Annotated in this window: 3 protein-coding genes; 1 reads left to right on the forward strand and 2 read right to left on the reverse strand. The window is 46.0% G+C overall.

Features of this window, described 5'->3' with window-relative positions; genetic code table 11:
- Positions 1-163: 163 nt before the first annotated feature.
- Complete coding sequence (locus R7E78_RS12205; protein ID WP_318057911.1) at positions 164-16,210, reverse strand: retention module-containing protein; 16,047 nt, start codon at positions 16,208-16,210, stop codon at positions 164-166.
- Between the two features lie 861 nt (positions 16,211-17,071).
- Here R7E78_RS12205 and R7E78_RS12210 point away from each other — a divergent pair.
- The gene (locus R7E78_RS12210) at positions 17,072-17,323 is read left to right on the forward strand and encodes a YgjV family protein (protein ID WP_005376619.1); all 252 of its coding nucleotides are present in this window, start codon (positions 17,072-17,074) and stop codon (positions 17,321-17,323) included.
- A gap of 88 nt (positions 17,324-17,411) precedes the next feature.
- On the opposite strand, the gene R7E78_RS12215 is transcribed toward R7E78_RS12210, so the two are convergent.
- Positions 17,412-17,693, reverse strand: a complete 282-nt coding sequence (locus R7E78_RS12215; RefSeq protein ID WP_005376622.1) for a DUF2218 domain-containing protein — start codon at positions 17,691-17,693, stop codon at positions 17,412-17,414.
- Between the last annotated feature and the right edge of the window lie 34 nt (positions 17,694-17,727).

Below are 17,727 nucleotides of genomic sequence, written 5' to 3' on the forward strand. Positions count from 1 at the left end.
GCTATTTTAATTTCCAACTATCACTATAACGTCGTAACAAGATAACCCCTTTGCTTCGTTCTTGCTTTCTATTTCGATTCAAATATCTCCTGTTTAAAATCAAGCTTTCCCGAAAAAAATGGGCGGCTTATCAGAGCCGCCCATTTTTATGTTGCATACAGGTTTATCCGTTATCAATAACACCGTTGTTGAGCAATGACTCTACAATCTCGTTGGAGCTGAGACCGTTGAAGTCGATTGAAGTACCTAAGTTTTCCACGACAATAGTCTGTTGAACATTTGCATCCGTCGTAATGTTCAGAGAAACACTTTCCGTCGATGCATCGTAGTCTGCCGAAATGTGACCAAGCAGATCATCCATGTCGATCATTGAGTTATTGAGATCAGAGATAACTTCACGTAAATCGATACTGTCTTCGTTAACAGTGAAGTCAGTAATGGTATCCACTGCCCCTTCATCAACGGAATCTACCGTCCACTTGAAGATATCGCTGCCGTCTCCACCCGTTAAGATATCTGAGCCTAAGCCACCGATAAGAACGTCATCGCCATCGCCACCCAGAATAACGTCGTCACCGTCGCCACCAATCAAATTGATACCTGTGTCTCCACCGACTAAATAGCTGTCGTCCACTGCGGTTGACTGGTCAATATCGTCGCTATCACTACTCACATCCAAACTAATTTGGACAGGTGAAGACTGCGCTTCATCGCCATTAGATTCCGTTGATATCGCCGTAAGCGAAATATCGTAAGAACCGACATCAATACCACTGTTAGTATCTGTTGCGACAATTTCTAGCGTATCAATTTCATCGCTTGGTACTGTCCAAGTGGTACCATCGAAGCTAATGCCTGATGGAGAAACGCCACTTGTTACCTCAGCACTAGCTGGTACGCCCGTTAGCTCCAAAGACAGCACCTCGTCAATATCAGTAAGCGCCGCCATGATTCCGACAATCGCTAAACCTTGACTGCTCGCGGTTTGGCTAGCCGCAATTTGACGAATGTAATTAAACTGAGGATTGATACTCAATGTAGGTGCATCAGCTACAGGTGTCACATTGATAGTGAAGTCTTGATTCGCTTCCAATGCGGTACCCGATGCATTTTCGAAGTACACGCCGTTGTCTTCGACTTTCACCGATAAAGTGATTGAAGCTGCGTTGACATCTCCTGCATCCACAAATACCCCCTCAGAAGCGTCTGTTGCTCCAAGAACGGAGTTAATATTATCTGGTGTGCCCATTAGGGTGATTTCACCAGCCATCCCCGCCCCAACAGTCACACCACTACCTGCTGGCGGCTCGACACGAAGGTCGCCCTCGGTAACTGTAAGAGTCACGGTCATGCTTTCATTTGCTTGTGCGCCCGCAAAGTCGACGTCACTCACACTAATACCCGTTATTTTCTGGCCATTGGCTTCGTTGATCGTATCCGTTACCGACGTTGCAGTGATTTCAGGTGCGTCATTGGTCGCTTCAACATTCAACACTGCTGTGCCCGCGATTGTAATTGGGTCTGGAGCGCCGTTAGTGGTTCCGTCATCTGTGATTTCATAAGTGAAATTAACGTCACCAAAGAAATCTGCTGCGGGTTCAAACGTCCACTCTGTCGCACTCACTTGAGTCAGCGTGCCGGAAGTTGGGTCCACTAACGCAACATTATCGACGGTCAAGTTGTCTGACTCAGGATCACTTGCGTTGCTCAGCAACTCAGTAGCCGTAATAGTTACCGAACCACCATCTTCTTCGGTACTACTCAACGTTACCTCTGATGTTACCGGTGCATCGTTCACCTCAGTGACTTCGAAGGTCGCCGTTCCTGACACCGTTTTAGGATCTGAAACGCCGTTCGTTGTACCGTTGTCGGTAATGTCGTAGGTCAGATCGACCTTGCCGTTGTAGCCAGGCGCAGGAGTAAATGACCATGTACCTGTTACGTTGTCGAAATCCAATGTGCCGCTGCTTGGATCAACCAACTGGACATTGCTCACCATCAAGGTGTCGTTTTCAATATCAGACGCATTCGCCAACAAATCAGCTTGGGTAATATCAACCGCCGTACTGTCTTCTGCGATATCAGAAAGTGTCACTTCAGACGTCGTTGGAGCATCATTGACTTCCGTTACGTTGAACGATGCGCTGCCGTTAACCGATTTAGGATCGGACGCACCATTTGTCGTGCCATCATCTGTAATGGTGTACGTGATTTCAACTGGACCGTTGTAATCTGGTGCTGGGGTAAATTCCCACTCTCCCGTGCCACTGTTGAAAGTAATGCTGCCCGAATTCGGATCCGTTAACTGAACATTGCTAACCGTGAGATTATCGTTCTCTACGTCTGTCGCATTCGCAATAAGATCCGCTTCAGAGATGGAGAACACACCACTGTCTTCTTCAATATCCGGTAGCGTCACTGGCGTAGTTTCTGGGGTATCATTCACCGCTGTTACTTCAATATTGAAGCTGCTGCTGTTGGTATTTAGGGTGTCATCTACCCCACCAATTACGATACCTTCATTACCTTGGTCATCGACTGTCACGTCCACCTGAACGTCACCAAAGAAGTTCAGCTCTGGGTTAAACTCAATCAGACCGTCTGCAATGGCATTGTTTAGATCGGCCACTGTGCCTTTCAGTTCAACGGAGTCCGTACCATCACCGCTCACGGTTAGGTTGTAAGTAGCGATGAGCGTTGGATTAAGCTCCAAGATACCGCTGTCGACGTTCACATTGAGTACGTATTCAGCATTCGGATCATCGAGTACGGCATCAATATCGGTAATGCTGAAACCATCAAGCAGCATTGGCGTATCTTCTGGTGTTTCCACATCCACGGTATTGACGAACTCTGGACGATCGTTCACTGCTTCAACATCAACAGTGACATCAAACTCCTCTGCGGAGCCCAAGCTTTGACTGCCATCGAGCCCAGTATCAACGGCTTGCACTTTGAAATGCAGCGAACCATCCCATGAGTTATCGTTGCGATCACCAGAATTAAACACCACTTGATCCAAGTCTTGAGCATTGATTTCTAAGACAAAAACGCCGCCGCCTTGGTCAGTAAATACTGTCCCATCAGGTAATGAAACGCTCGCCCCATCAGGGACATTTGAGACCTCAACTCTCAGCGTCTCTGGATCATTTTCCTGGTAGTTTGCACCATCTCCGATGGACTCTTTGTTATCAACCACTAACGCATTTACATTAATAACAATGTCTTCGCCCTCATTACCTGCAGCCGAAGTGTCGGGATTCACATCAACATCATCACCAATAGGATTAACAATCAGCGTAAAGTTGTTGTTTCGTTCCGTTGGTACTTGTAGCAACTCCTCTTGAATGAAGACCGTAATACCTATCTCAGCCTCGCCACTAAAGTGTTTTGGCGGTTTAATTTGGATGTCACTCAGGTCAATGGACGTCTGAGTGAGATCTTTTAGTTGAATACTCCATTCGCCCCCACCGTTATTCTTAACAACATAATCAGAGGAATTGGATTTAACGATAAAGTCATCAGGAAGTCCCGTTAACTTGAGTGAAACGAAACTCTCAGAACCGTCATTATCGTTCAGGCTGATCGAAACACCAGAGCCCGATTGATTCAGCGAAATTAAAGTATCTTCGTCACCAATCACCGTGATTGGCTGCGTCGGATCGGCACCTGTAATGGTAATGTCATCAACGACTGGCGTAACTTCAAATGTGACATCGTCAGTGAAAGTTCTTACATCTATATTATCGCCAGAGTTATTCAAGATAGACTGATCAAACACAGCTTCATCAGTAATTTCTCCCTCGATATTAATCTTGACGGTATTTTGGCCACCACCTACGGGGTAATTTTCTTTTGGCTTAAACAGAACATTGTCAAGCGCACCAGCTAAAATCTCAGCTTCATTAAACTCAATACTGGTTCCTAAGCTGTTACCATTGGCATCAACAAACTCACCTAATGTTGTGTCATCAAGCTCTAACTTGATGTTCGTTAGTGTTTCTCGACCACCTTGAGTGTTGTTAAATTGATCGGCAAAATCAACACTCAAGTTAAGTTGGATTAAGCCATCTTCGTAACCAACACCATCCGCCGTGGGAACGTCGTTATTTAGATCAGTCACAGGTTGTTTGTTTGCATCCAAGCCGAAAGTACCGACGATATCTACTCTTACATTTGGTGTGACATCGCTATCCAACGGCTGATCCCCGGCTGAACTCGGAACGTCTGCAACCGGTAAAACCTGAACAGGAAACTGAACATTATTTTCTTTTTCATCACCGGACTCAGTGTCTTTAGTGACGAACCGAATTGGTAATTCGAAATCACCTGCGTAATCTTCTGCCAAGTGCATCGTCAAACCATCAAGGCCAGTAATATTTCCACTCGCATCGATATGGGCTTGGAACACGTATTTACCATTGACAAAGTCGATATCCGTCCCCGTGATCACCAAGCCAGGAGGAATACCAGGAGCTGAAGGATCGACGATAATAGTCAAGACATCCTCCACGCCATCTGCATTAATCGCATCAACTTTCGACGTTAACTGAGCACCAAGGTTGATAGAATTATCTTCCAACGCTTGAATTTGGACATCATCAGCCACCTGAATCTCTGCCGCTACACTCATTTGTGGTGTTAGAACGGTAGGAAATTCAAGTGTCACATCCGTTTGGCGCATGACCGTCGCATCTTTTTCGTTGCCCAAATCTTCGCCCAAATCATTCACTTCTGCGTAAATGGTTAAGCCAATTTGAGAGAGACCACCGTTATCGCCATCGTCACTGTCATCGTTTGGTGTTAAATCAAGTCCAGACGGCGCTTTAATTGAGAAGTTTTCTTCATTAGTTACTGTCCAACGACCTCCACCTTCATTTAGTGCACCGACGATAACCAATTGTTTGAGGATCTCAGGGTCCACATTGTGAAATTGAACAACAAGTTGAGTCACCACTTCATCTGAAGACGCATCAAACTCTTGGTATTTAATGATATGAGCACCAGATTCGCCCCCCATAGAAGTGTTGATCGTAAAGTCAATGTTACCTTGATCGTCTGACTTCACGATATCGATAGCACCACCACCACTTTCAGTGACAAGCAGACGGGTTTGGTCGTCTATTGCCCCCGTCTTATCCTCTGGCTCAACGATTGGATTAACTTGGACATTCACCGTACCATTGATGGTTTTCTCAGCGATACCTTCACCGGGATTCGAAGCGTCAACATATTCATGGTCAATCTCTTTCACAGTGACGGTTGTGGTCAAGTCAAAGTCAGTACTTGAATCCTGCTCCAACTGGACTTGAACATAGCCACTTTGAGAGATTCTAGCGGAAAAATCTTGCTCTGATTCACCAGCTTGCGGTGAAAGCGTTAGTGTTCCAGAAACAAGCGCTTGTGCCACACCATCTACATAGACCGTGCTGCCTGGAGGAAATCCAGAGATGGTTACATCACTAAAGAATTCATCGGTATCAGGGCTTTGTACGAGCGTCGGTTTCCAATCGATGTTAAAGCGCGTATCTTCATCTCCCTCCGATCGAACAACGTAGTTATCTTGAGCATCAATAACGGGTTCGACCTTGATCCTTACCTCTCTTTCAATCACACGACTATGACCATCATTCTCGGTAACAATGATCGTCCCTGTAATCGCAATATTTTCAGTTGAAGAGGCTTCCGGAATAATTTGAATACCGGAATTAAAATTCAGCCCAGTGATGTTTGCTTCGTAAATCGGTTGACCGTTACCATCATAGCCAACAAAGGTGAGGTCAACGCTTGAGCCGTCTGAATCTACGACACGAACACCGTCGGGGATGTTGGACAGGATAACAGTAATGGCTTCTGAATCATCCTGTGGTCTATCGGCAACTTCACCAGATACAACCGAGAAGTTAAGGTTTACAACACCATTCTCTTCGATAGTCGTCTCTATCCCGGCCACATCTCCGTCTACGAATCGGCTCCAAACGTTCCCCGCGTCAATTAATACCGTGTCTGGTATGTCAGCAACACCTTTTACACCAACGATGACGGTCTTACTGCCCAGTGACAACACATCTTCTGTCGTACCGGTAGACAATGATGCTGTGTCTTTCACAATGCCTTCGACATTGAAAGTAAAGTCATCATTGCTGTGCAACGGAGGAAGAACTTCGACGTTCGCTAATTCAGACTCTGGCACTTCGTAATAAAGTACATTGCCGCCTGAATCGGTCACTTCTACTATCTGACTTGAGTTTGCTGAGTCCAGCCACACCAGAGTAACCCCATCAATTGAGAAGTTAGAAATGCGCACAAATAACGCTTCAGAACCATCTAAGTCCGCTGATGGTTTCATGGTGATCACTTCACTTAATTGGAGTGGGTCGTGATCAGTGACAGGGTCTACCGTATTTTGAGTTCGAGCGTTATCCTCAAACACATTAATTCGGTTTACAGTAAAACTACCTTTATCCGCAACTGGGTTTACATCAATAATGATGGTTTCGGTTTCTGAGCGAGCGGTATCTTTCCCAAGCAGTGGATTGTTGTTTTCCGTCGTAATAGCGGTGACATCAATTCTGATTTCACCCGAGAAGTTATCTATCGGATCAACTTGAACTTCATCAATTCGGCTTGCATCCACCAGATAAACACCACCGGATTTTGGTATCGCACTACCATCTGAATAGACTAACTCTGCGCTACCTTCTCCTTGTGTAAAGACAAGCTCGTACACAATGCCTTCAGGGTTACTAGTGTCTTGGGTTTCAGCCGTGATGTTAAGTGCGACATTGTTTCCATCTTCATCAACCGAGTAGTTAAATTCGCTGCTTGCCGTCCACGTTGCAATATCTGCGACGGCAGCAACTTCAATGTCTAAACGACCATTAATCGTATGATCTGGCGTACCATTGTTAAGAATTTCCACGCGGATACGAGGATCGATACCAGAAGCATCGGTTGATGTATGACGATCTGGTACGAAGTACAAGTTATCTAACGAGACAAGCTCACCATTGAATGACTGCTCAACATTTGATGCGTCGAGAACAACCGTATTGCCCACAGATGTTAATTCAATGTAGTTGCCACTGCCGTCTCGGTAGTAGAACGTACCGTTGTGAGTATCAGCATCTCGAATAGTGATGTCACCTAAGCTCTCGTTACGGTCGATATCGTGTAAATTGATAACCAAGGCGACTTTCGCAGGGTTAACATCCAGCGTCGACAAGTTGTCCTGAGTATTTGCAGAGTCAACGCCCACAACGACACCATCACGCCCTTGGTCTTCGAACGCAGTAACGGTAGACGTGTCAATTTGCGCATTGCGGTCTCTTATCGAGATATCCACATCGGCATCTGCGATATCGCCATCACCATCGGTTGCAACAACGTTGATGGTGAAATCAATCGAGTCGGTTTCGGTATGGTCAAGATCGTCATTCGGACGGAATGACACACTGCCATCGGTTCGAACAACCAAACGACCGATTTCAGTATCTACTCCGTCAAGAACCTTGTGAACGAACACAACTTGGTTGCTGCCGTTTAAATCAACAGAATCGGAATCAACACCGTTTTGCTTGAAGTAAATGCCTGAATCATCAGCCGAGAATGAAGTCACTTGTGCGCCGTCAGCACCAAGGTCATCATCCCCCTCTACAGGGTCTCGGAATAAACGAACCGTGCGGCTGCCTTGTCCCTCAACACGCGAAATAGATGCATCGTGCAAGGTTGGAACATCATCGGTAATCGTCACTGGTAAGTTAATACCGGCCGTATCGCCATCGACATCGGTCGCAAAGACTGGGAGATCAAGTATGAGTGTATCTTCGCCTTGAGTTGAGTGATCTAGCGCACCCTCAAGCGTAAACTTGTAAGAGCCGTCAGCGTTCAAAACTAGCGTGAACACTGAGTTACCATCAGGTGTTTGACCTTGATAAGTAAAGTTGTTGTTGCTTACCGCGGTTTGAACTAACGTCACCGCAAGACCACCTGAAGTGACTCCTGGTATCGGGTTAGAAGTAAGATCCAGCTGATAAGAGACAACGGTATCTGCCCCTTCCACCGTATCGAAATTGCCCGTCGCTTCTAGGCTGTCTTTGTTGGTTGCCTGAGAGCCGTTGGCAAGGTCATCCTCATCAACAGTCAAAGCATCTGCTGATTTAATTTCGGGAATGTCATCAACTACGGTAATTGGAAGATTCAGTGATGATGACGTGTCACCATCAAAGTCTGTTACTGTAATTGGAATATCAATGACAAGGTTGTTTTCACCTTGAACAGCGTCATGGTCGATTGGTCCCAACAGCTCAAATTGGTAGCTGTCATTATTCGCATCAAGAGACAGCGTGAAGATCTTAGTTGATGTGCCAGTAATAACCGCTTCGTAACTGGTTACTCCACCATTCGTGCCTACTAAATTCAACTCGATGCTGCTGCCGTTCGACGTTAAACCAGACACGACTGCATCGAGGTCTGAAACTTGGTAGCTGACAATCTTGTCTGCACCAGCAACGACCTCAAATCCGCCGTTCAATACCGTAGAATCATTACTTGTCGTGTCAGATCCACCGGCAAGATCATCTTCATCAACGGTTTGTTGGCTAGAGTCTGTCACTTTCACAATCGCTGGAACATCGTCCACCACGGTGATCGGCAAGGTGATGTTATTGGACACATCGCCGTCAAAATCAGTCGCGTTGACTGGGAAGTTGATGACTAACGAGTTTTCATCGTTACCCGCAGGATGATCAAGTGCACCCAACAGTTCAAATTCATAACTGTCTGCTGAACCATTTAGCGTCAGTTTAAAGACGGTGTCCGTCGTACCTTGTACATAAGCTCGGTACTCAATCACACCGTTTGAATTTGAAAACTCAACCAACTCAAGCGGTTGACCACCTGAGGTAAGTCCAGAAACAGGCGACGTTAAGCTATCCAACTGGAAGCTAACGATAGAGTCGGCACCATCAGTAACGTCAAAGTTGCCACCAATGATATTGGATTCTGGCGTGTCGTCTGAACCTTGGCTTGGAATATCATCCTCATCCACAGACAAGGTACTACCAGTGCTAATAGCATCAATGGTTGGCTTGTCATCTACGATCGTCACTGGCAAGGTCGCAGTGATGGTATCGTTGTCGCCATCCGTGATCTTCACAGGTAGATTCAACAAAATCTCATCAGAGTTAACCGCGTGATCTAACTGACCAGATAACTCAAAGTCGTATTTACCATCTTGATGAAGTGTCAACGTGAAGACCGTCACTCCACCCGGAGTTTGTCCCACGTAAACAAGCGCGTCAGCAGTTGAAGCACCAACGTCTTGAGAAAGTGTTACCTCTTCTCCACCCGATTTCAGATTCGGGATAGGATTTGAGCTTAGATCCAATTCGAAAGCATCAATACCATCTGCGCTAGTGACTTCGAACTCACCTGATACCGTTAACGGCTCTTTAGTGCCATCAGAACCAAGAGGTAAGTCATCTTCGTCGACACGTAGACTTTCAATATTAGTAACAACTGGAACATCGTCCACAACGGTAATTGGCAATGTGAAGGCTGGTGAAGTATCACCATCATTATCTGTCGCCGTCACAGGGAGGTTAATAACAATCTCGTTTTGCTGATTACCATCCGGATGATCAAGCGGCTTCTGTAAATCGAACTCGTAGGTGTTGTTCGTTGCATCCAACGTCAGTTCGAACACCACTTCAGCAGGATTGCCAGCGACACCTTGGTATACGTTCACGCCGTTTGCGCTAGAAGACAGGACTAGGGTGATGGCTTCACCATCTGAAGTCAGTGACGCAACAGGCGTGGTCAGGTCACTCAGCTGAATAGAAGCAACTTGGTCAGCACCTTCGGTGATATCAAAAGTACCTGAAATAACAGTATCTTCTGCACTTGCAGCATCCGTACCTGCTGGTAGGTCATCTTCATCAACGGTTTGTTCGCTGCCTGCTAGCAAACCATCAATGGTCGGAACATCATCCACAACCGTAATTGGTAAGGTGATGTTGTTCGACACGTCTCCATCAAAGTCAGTCGCGTTTATCGGTAAATTTATGATCAGTTCATTCTGGCCATCAGCATTTGGATGATCGAGAGGAGCGAGCAAATCGAACGTGTAGCTGTCATCAGAGGCATCGAGGGTTACACGGAATACTGGTGTCGTCGTGCCATCAATACGAGCTTCGTAAACTGAAACGCCACCTGCGTTTGATACTTCAACCATAACCAGAGATTGACCACCAGAGGTCAGGCCTTGTACTGGCGTCGTTAGGTCAGAAACGCTGTACTCGACAATGCCATCAGAACCATCAGTCGCGATGAAGTTACCGGCAATGCTGTTCGACTGTGTACCATCAGATCCGACTGTTGGGATATCATCCTCATCAACCGTTTGCACACTTGTTGCTTCGATTCCACCAAGTGTCGGCTTGTCATCAACGATCTTGACAGGAATTGTCTCAGCAGAGGTATCGCCATCAAAGTCTGTCGCGATGATTGGGAAGTTCAGTGTCAACTCATCACTATCTACTGCGTGGTCGATTGGACCTTCAAGCGTGAAGTTGTAACTACCATCAGTATTCACTGTCAGCGTAAAGACCGCTTCAGTACCCGCTGTCGCCTCGTAAGTAAAGCTGCCATCACCATTTGCGGTTTCCGTCAGTGTGACTGCCACGCCTTGTGATGTAAGGCCAGCCACTGGTGTTGCAGACGCGTCAAGCTGATAACTTACCACTCGGTCCGAGCCTTGTGTGGTAGTGAAGTTGCCATCGATTGAAATCGGGCCAGTCTGATCTGAACCAATCGTGCCTAGGTCATCTTCATCAACGGTAATCGCATCGACATCGGTAATGGTCGGCTTATCATCCACAATGGTGACTGGGATCGTTTCTGTGGTGGTATCACCATCAAAATCCGTTGCGATGATTGGGAAGTTCAGTGTCAGCTCATCACTACCCGTCGCATGGTCGATTGGACCTTGCAGCGTAAAGTTGTATGAACCATCCGTATTAACGGTCAGCGTAAATACTGCTTCAGTTCCTGCTGTCGCTTCATAAGTGTAGCTACCATCACCGTTTGCAGTTTCAGTCAGCGTGACGACCACACCTTGTGATGTTAGACCATCAACTGGCGTTGCAGCAGCATCCAATTGGTAGCTTACTACCCCATCAGTGCCTTGCGTTGTAGTGGAGTTGCCATCGATTGAAATTGGATCTGAGCCGTCGGAGCCAATCGTCGCTAAGTCATCTTCATCCACGCGGATTGCGTCTACGTCAGTGATGGTTGGTTTATCATCAACGATGGTGACAGGTAACGTCTTCGATGAGGTGTCGCCATCAAAGTCTGTTGCGATAATCGGGAAGTCGATTTGCAGACTGTCGCTATTCACCGCATGGTCTAGTGGGCCCTGCAGAGTAAAGGTGTAGCTGCCATCTGGCTTCACCACCAATTCAAATACGGCATTGCCATCTGCTGTGGCAGTGTAAGTAAAGCTGCCATCACCATTTGTTGTCTCAGCAAGTACGACAGGCTCACCATGAGAGGTTAACCCTGCTACTGGATCTGCTGTTGCATCAAGCTGGTATTTAACAACGCTGTCCGAGCCTTCAGTTGTGCTGAAAGAACCCGACATGAACGCATCATCGTTTTGGTCTGATCCAATTGTGGCAAGGTCATCTTCGTCCACCGTAAGTGGAACAACATTATCGATGGTTGGAACATCATCAGTAATCGTGACTGGAATGGTCGCGGTCGTCGTATCGCCATCAAAATCTGTTGCAATGATTGGGAAGTTCAGAACTAATTCATCGCTGTTTAACGCATGATCCACCGGACCTTCTAGACGGAAGTTGTATGTGCCGTCTGCATTCACGTTCATGGTGAAGACAGGATTGCCATCCGCGGTAGCCACGTAAGTAAAGCTGCCATCGGCATTCGCAGTCTCTACCAAAGTAACAGGCTCACCTTGGGAGGTTAATCCCGAAACAGGATCAGAAGTTGAATCAAGTTGGTAGCTCACCACTCGGTCTGAGCCTTGAGTAGTAGTGAACACGCCTTCAACAAACACAGCGTCAGTTTGGTCTGAGCCAATACCTGATAAATCATCTTCATCCACAGCCAGAGGCACAACATTATCGATGATTGGCGCATCATCCGTGATCGTGACTGGAATGGTCGCCGAAGTCGTATCACCATCAAAGTCGGTGGCAATAATTGGGAAATCAATCGTCAGGCTGTCGCTGTTGGCAGCATGGTCAATCGGGCCTTGCAGCGTAAAGTCGTACGTACCATCTGTTGCGACATTCAACGTGAAGACAGGATTGCCGTAAGCGGTGGCCACATAGGTAAAACTGCCGTCACCATTCGCGGTTTCCACCAAGGTAATCGCCTCACCTTGAGATGTCAGCCCCGCAACAGGATCTGCTGTTGAATCCAGTTGGTAGCTCACCACTCGGTCAGAGCCTTGTGTGGTCGTAAACGCGCCTTCAACGAACAGATCGCCGCCTGGGTCTGAGCCCACACCGCTAAGGTCATCTTCATCGACACTCAACGCATCCACCGCTGTAATGGTCGGTACATCATCAACAATCGTGACTGGAATGGTTTCAGTAACGGTGTCGCCATCAAAGTCGGTTGCGATGATTGGGAAGTTGAGTGTCAGTTCGTCACTATCAACCGCGTGATCAATTGGCCCTTCAAGTGTGAAATTGTAAGAGCCATCAGTATTCACAGTCAAAGTAAATACAGGGTTGCCACCCGCAGTCGCTTCATAAGTGAAACTGCCGTCACCGTTTGCCGTTTCAGTCAGCGTTACCGCTACACCTTGCGATGTTAAACCGTCAACTGGTGTTGATGTGCCATCGAGTTGGTAGCTCACCACTCGGTCTGAACCTTGTGTGGTGGTGAAGTTACCATCAATAGAAATTGGATTGCTTTGGTCTGAACCGATTGACGCTAGATCATCTTCATCAACCGTAATGGTGTCGACGTCGGTAATAACAGGCTTATCGTCCACGATCGTCACAGGGATCGTGGCGTTTGTGGTATCGCCATCAAAGTCTGTTGCGATGATTGGGAAGTTCAGTGTCAGCTCGTCGCTATCAACAGCATGATCGATTGGACCTTCAAGCGTGAAGTTATAGCTACCATCAGTATTCACTGTCAGCGTAAAGACCGCTTCAGTCCCCGCTGTCGCCTCGTAAGTAAAGCTGCCATCACCATTTGCGGTTTCCGTCAGTGTGACTGCCACGCCTTGTGATGTGAGTCCAGCCACTGGTGTTGCTGAAGCATCAAGCTGATAGCTCACTACTCGGTCAGAGCCTTGTGTGGTGGTGAAGTTACCATCGATTGAAATCGGGTCAGTCTGATCCGAACCAATCGTGCCCAAATCATCTTCATCAACGGTAATCGCATCGACATCGGTAATGGTCGGCTTATCATCCACAATGGTAACAGGCAATACGATTTGACTTGTGTCACCATCAAAGTCTGTAGCAATAACGCTAAAATCAAGGGTTAAGCTGTCGCTATTTGCCGCATGGTCAATTGGACCTTGCAGCTCAAAACTGTACGAGCCGTCGGTATTCAAAATTAATGTGAAAACTGCACTGCCATTTGCCGTTGCGCTGTAGGTGTAACTGCCATCTGCATTTTGCGTTTCGGCAATGGAAACGGTTTGACCTTGAGATTGCAGGCCATTTAAAGAATCAGCGTTTACATCCAACTGATACTGTACGACGCCATCAGAACCTTGAGTCGTCGTGAACTGACCTTCAACCAATGTTGGCTGTGATTGGTCTGAGCCTACCGAACTTAAGTCATCTTCATCGACGTTAAGAGCGACAACGTCATTAATAGTTGGCACATCATCAGTAATGGTAACCGGTAGAACAAGTGAGCTGGTGTCACCGTCAAAGTCCGTTGCGACAATAGTGAAGTCTAGAGTTAAGCTATCGCTACCCACAGCATGATCGATTGGACCTTCAAGGGTAAACGAATAAGTACCGTCAGGGTTAACTTGTAAGGTGAAAATAGCGTCCCCTTCTGCCGTTGCAGAATAGGTAAAGCTGCCATCTGAATTGGTTGTTTCCGTCAGAGAGATAGATCGCCCCTGCGATTCCAACCCATTGAGTGGATCAGTGCCGCTCTCTAATTGATAACTTACAACACGGTCTGAGCCCTGAGTCGTCGTGAAGCTACCTTGCGCGAACACAGAGTCGCTTTGATCGGAGCCAATGCTTGATAAATCGTCTTCATCGACGGCTAGCGCATCAACGCCATCAATCGAAGGAACGTCATCTTGAACTTGAATGACAATTTGCGCAGCTTCTGGTGTGTTCGAACCTTCGGTAATAGAGGAGCGGTCACCATCCGCATCTACCGCGTAAACTGGCAGTGAGAAAGTGAGCGAGTCATCGTTAGCACCCGTATGGTCAAGTTGTTCATACAAGTTGAATTGGTATTCGCCCAATGCAGGTGCATCAATCGCCACATCAAATACGGTAATACGCACACCATCCAGCTCAATGAAGCCTTCGTAAGTACGTACGCCGTTACTCTCGGACGCTAGTTCTAGTTGAACAACCTGCCCTTGAGATTGGAGTTCTCCACCAACATTGAACTCTGTAGGTTCCAACTCATAGTGATCAATGATGTCACTACCGACCGCTGTCGTGATCGCCCCAGTACCACTTGTTACTACCGCGCCTTCCTGTGAACCTTGGTCAACACCCGCCTCGTCTAAAGACAATCCCGTCACGTTCTCAATCACTGGATTATCGCCATCAAGGATGGTCATCGTAAAGGTGTTGCTTGCTGTATCTTGGTCAAAGTCGACGATTGTGGTTGGCAAAGAGAGCTCAATCGTATCTTCACCGTTTGTTTGTTCTAACGGCTTAAATTGCTCAAATTGGTAGGTACCATCAGTATTCAGACTGATGGTTAAGACGGTTTCATTCGAGCCAGCAATGGACAAGGTGATAGTACTGCCGTCTTCAGAGAGTACCGCTTCTGTCGCCTGATTATCACTCAATAGGCCATCGAACTGACTAAGTCCTTCTTGATTAAACGTGACCGTTGCCAATTGATCACTACCAATATCAACAAAGGTGCCAGTGATTGGTGTAGAAGAAGATTCAACGTTTTCAAAAGTAACGTTTTGCGGCGCAGGATCATCGCCATCAATAACGGTTGTCGTAAAATCAATAGGCGCTTGAATGCTGTTCCCACCAATATCTGCGCCAGTAATATCAAAAGCGATATTGATTTGATCACCGACGATAGATACTTGGCCATCAGCGATGGACGCCACATGGTCAATACCCTGGCTAATCGTGGTAACGACCTCTAACTCTAAATCACGGCCTAAAGATGTCGCTTCGATCTCGATACGAAGCACTTCGTTACCACCTTGAGTGCCGATAATGGCATTTTGCGCTTCGTCGTAAACGAACGCTACTGGCTGACCACCAGAGGTAATGTCACTATTTAACTCGGTTAACAAAGACTCTAATGAGGACGTTTCAGGTACAAATGAAGCAGTATCAAGTGCGAGATCCCCTGCTTCAACCAGCACACTAGAAGAAATGGTTTGCGGGTAGCTAGATAGAGAAATTGAGCCTTCTGTTACGCTAGATTGCAGTGACTGCCCACCATCAGCAAAGATCGTGACATTCAAACCGTCATCTTCGTCGCGATCATCTTCTCCGCTGCGAGTCGCAGACGTTTCAAAAAAAGTAGACGCGAGTACTTCCGGGTTATTATATTCAACCGTCACGTAGCCAGCATTAGCCGAGCCTTCAGCACCTGCGCCAGCAGCTGTTGCTTCTAAGATAGCGGTAGGGTCGGCTCCGTCTAAAATAGCTTGCTGGATAGCGGCAATATCGTTGGCGTCGAAGTCAGCACTTCCAATAGCCGTTGGGTCAAAAGTCACCAAGCCATTAACTGGAGATTGTACCAATACTGGTTCTAGTGATTCAGAAGAAGGCACAGGAAGACAAGCAACACAATTTGCATCGACCAGATAAAGCTCATTATTTATCTGTACGTCGAGAGAAGCATTATTTTCTGTGATAATAATCTCGCCAGGTCTTAACTCATCCCCCGCTTTTATGACCTTAACGTTTCCATCCAGGCCCAAAACCAAAACTTCACCTTTGACAGCATTTACAATCGCGCTCTGCGGTACCGTGTGCGTACTCATCTGACCTCCGCTAATGGCTTACGTTTCCCATTAACCTTTTTAGATAATTTCTTATTAATTTAGTGCGGCATACTGCACACCTTTATGCGATTAAACTAAGTATTGAATCATTAAACAATCGATAAATACCCTACTACCGAGCAACATAAGTAAAACTTACTCGTAGTCACAGAAATGTGACACATGTGCTAACACGTAGATATCGAATAATTATATGAAATTGATACCTTATTCTAATTAAGTGTAGTTGTTTTAAGAAAAGAAGAGAGATGAAATCATTCAGCTAAACGCCAGACTGCCGGTTGCGATCAATAATGGAAGAAAAGCAATGAGAATGTTGTATACACCGGAGCGTGATGACAGCTTAATCAATATCGGTGACGAAAAAAACGTAACGATTAAATATTGAACAACATAAATTGCAGGACAAAATGCAACGATAAAAATGTGGCTTACGATATGAATCCCCGCACACCACGAGTTCGGTTTTGTTCTGATATACAGCAAAAAAAACACGAGCAAGCTAATAATAAAATACATAAACACAGCACTTGAAAATAATTATCATTTTCAATCATATGTAAATATTCCCTTACTTTCAATGGTGTTTGAGCTATTAATGTCATCGTTATTATCAATCAACACAATAAGTAAAATTATCAGTAATTCCAGTCCTAAACGTTTGCGTAATCGCTAACCTTCTCTTAACCTTGATTTGAGGCTTTTATCACGGTTTTTCCATTGATATAGTGCGTCCATACAACAAAAAAAGACCATTCGAGGCATGGAGCTTCCTCATTAATCTCAAGATGAGAAGAATTGGTACCGACAAAATTCGGCAGATTTTAAGAGGGTCAAAAAATGGACATGAATATGGTTGAGATTTTAGGTTATGCAGCTTCAATCATGGTCGCTATTTCGCTAACTATGAAAGATATTGTTAAGCTTCGTATCCTTAACTTTATTGGTTGTGCGCTATTTACTGCTTACGGACTAATGATTGATTCTTGGCCTGTAGTACTAACTAACGGTTTTATAGCTTGCGTTAACATCTACTTCCTAGCAAAAATGCAGCAGGAAAAAAAAAGCCTAGAGCCTGAGAAAGCGCAATAGCATTCAAACAATAAAAGCCCGCAAATCATAAGATTGCGGGCTTTTGCTTTTAACATTCCCTTTCTATCACAGCATCCTTAAACGAGCGCTAACGAACCCAGCTAAGTGCTAATGTTTCTCGACGAGAAAACATGTCCACATGCGATGAAATGATCGCCTTAACCGTATTCAGTTTCTCTTCTGAATCCGCCTCACAGGTTATAGTTAAGCTAGATGCACAAAGGTTAAACTCCGCTTTTCCCGTCGGAAATGTCACCAAACCGCTATTTTCATTCCAAGTAGCAGGAACTTTTCGTCCAAAATGCCGACAAAGCGTCACTAAGTATTTGTCAGCGTGTTCGCTATCTATTCGGGTGCTTTCTTTAATCATGAACTTACTCGTTACTTTGAAACGTCCTATGAAG

The organism is Vibrio sp. YT-19(2023), assembly GCF_033337395.1.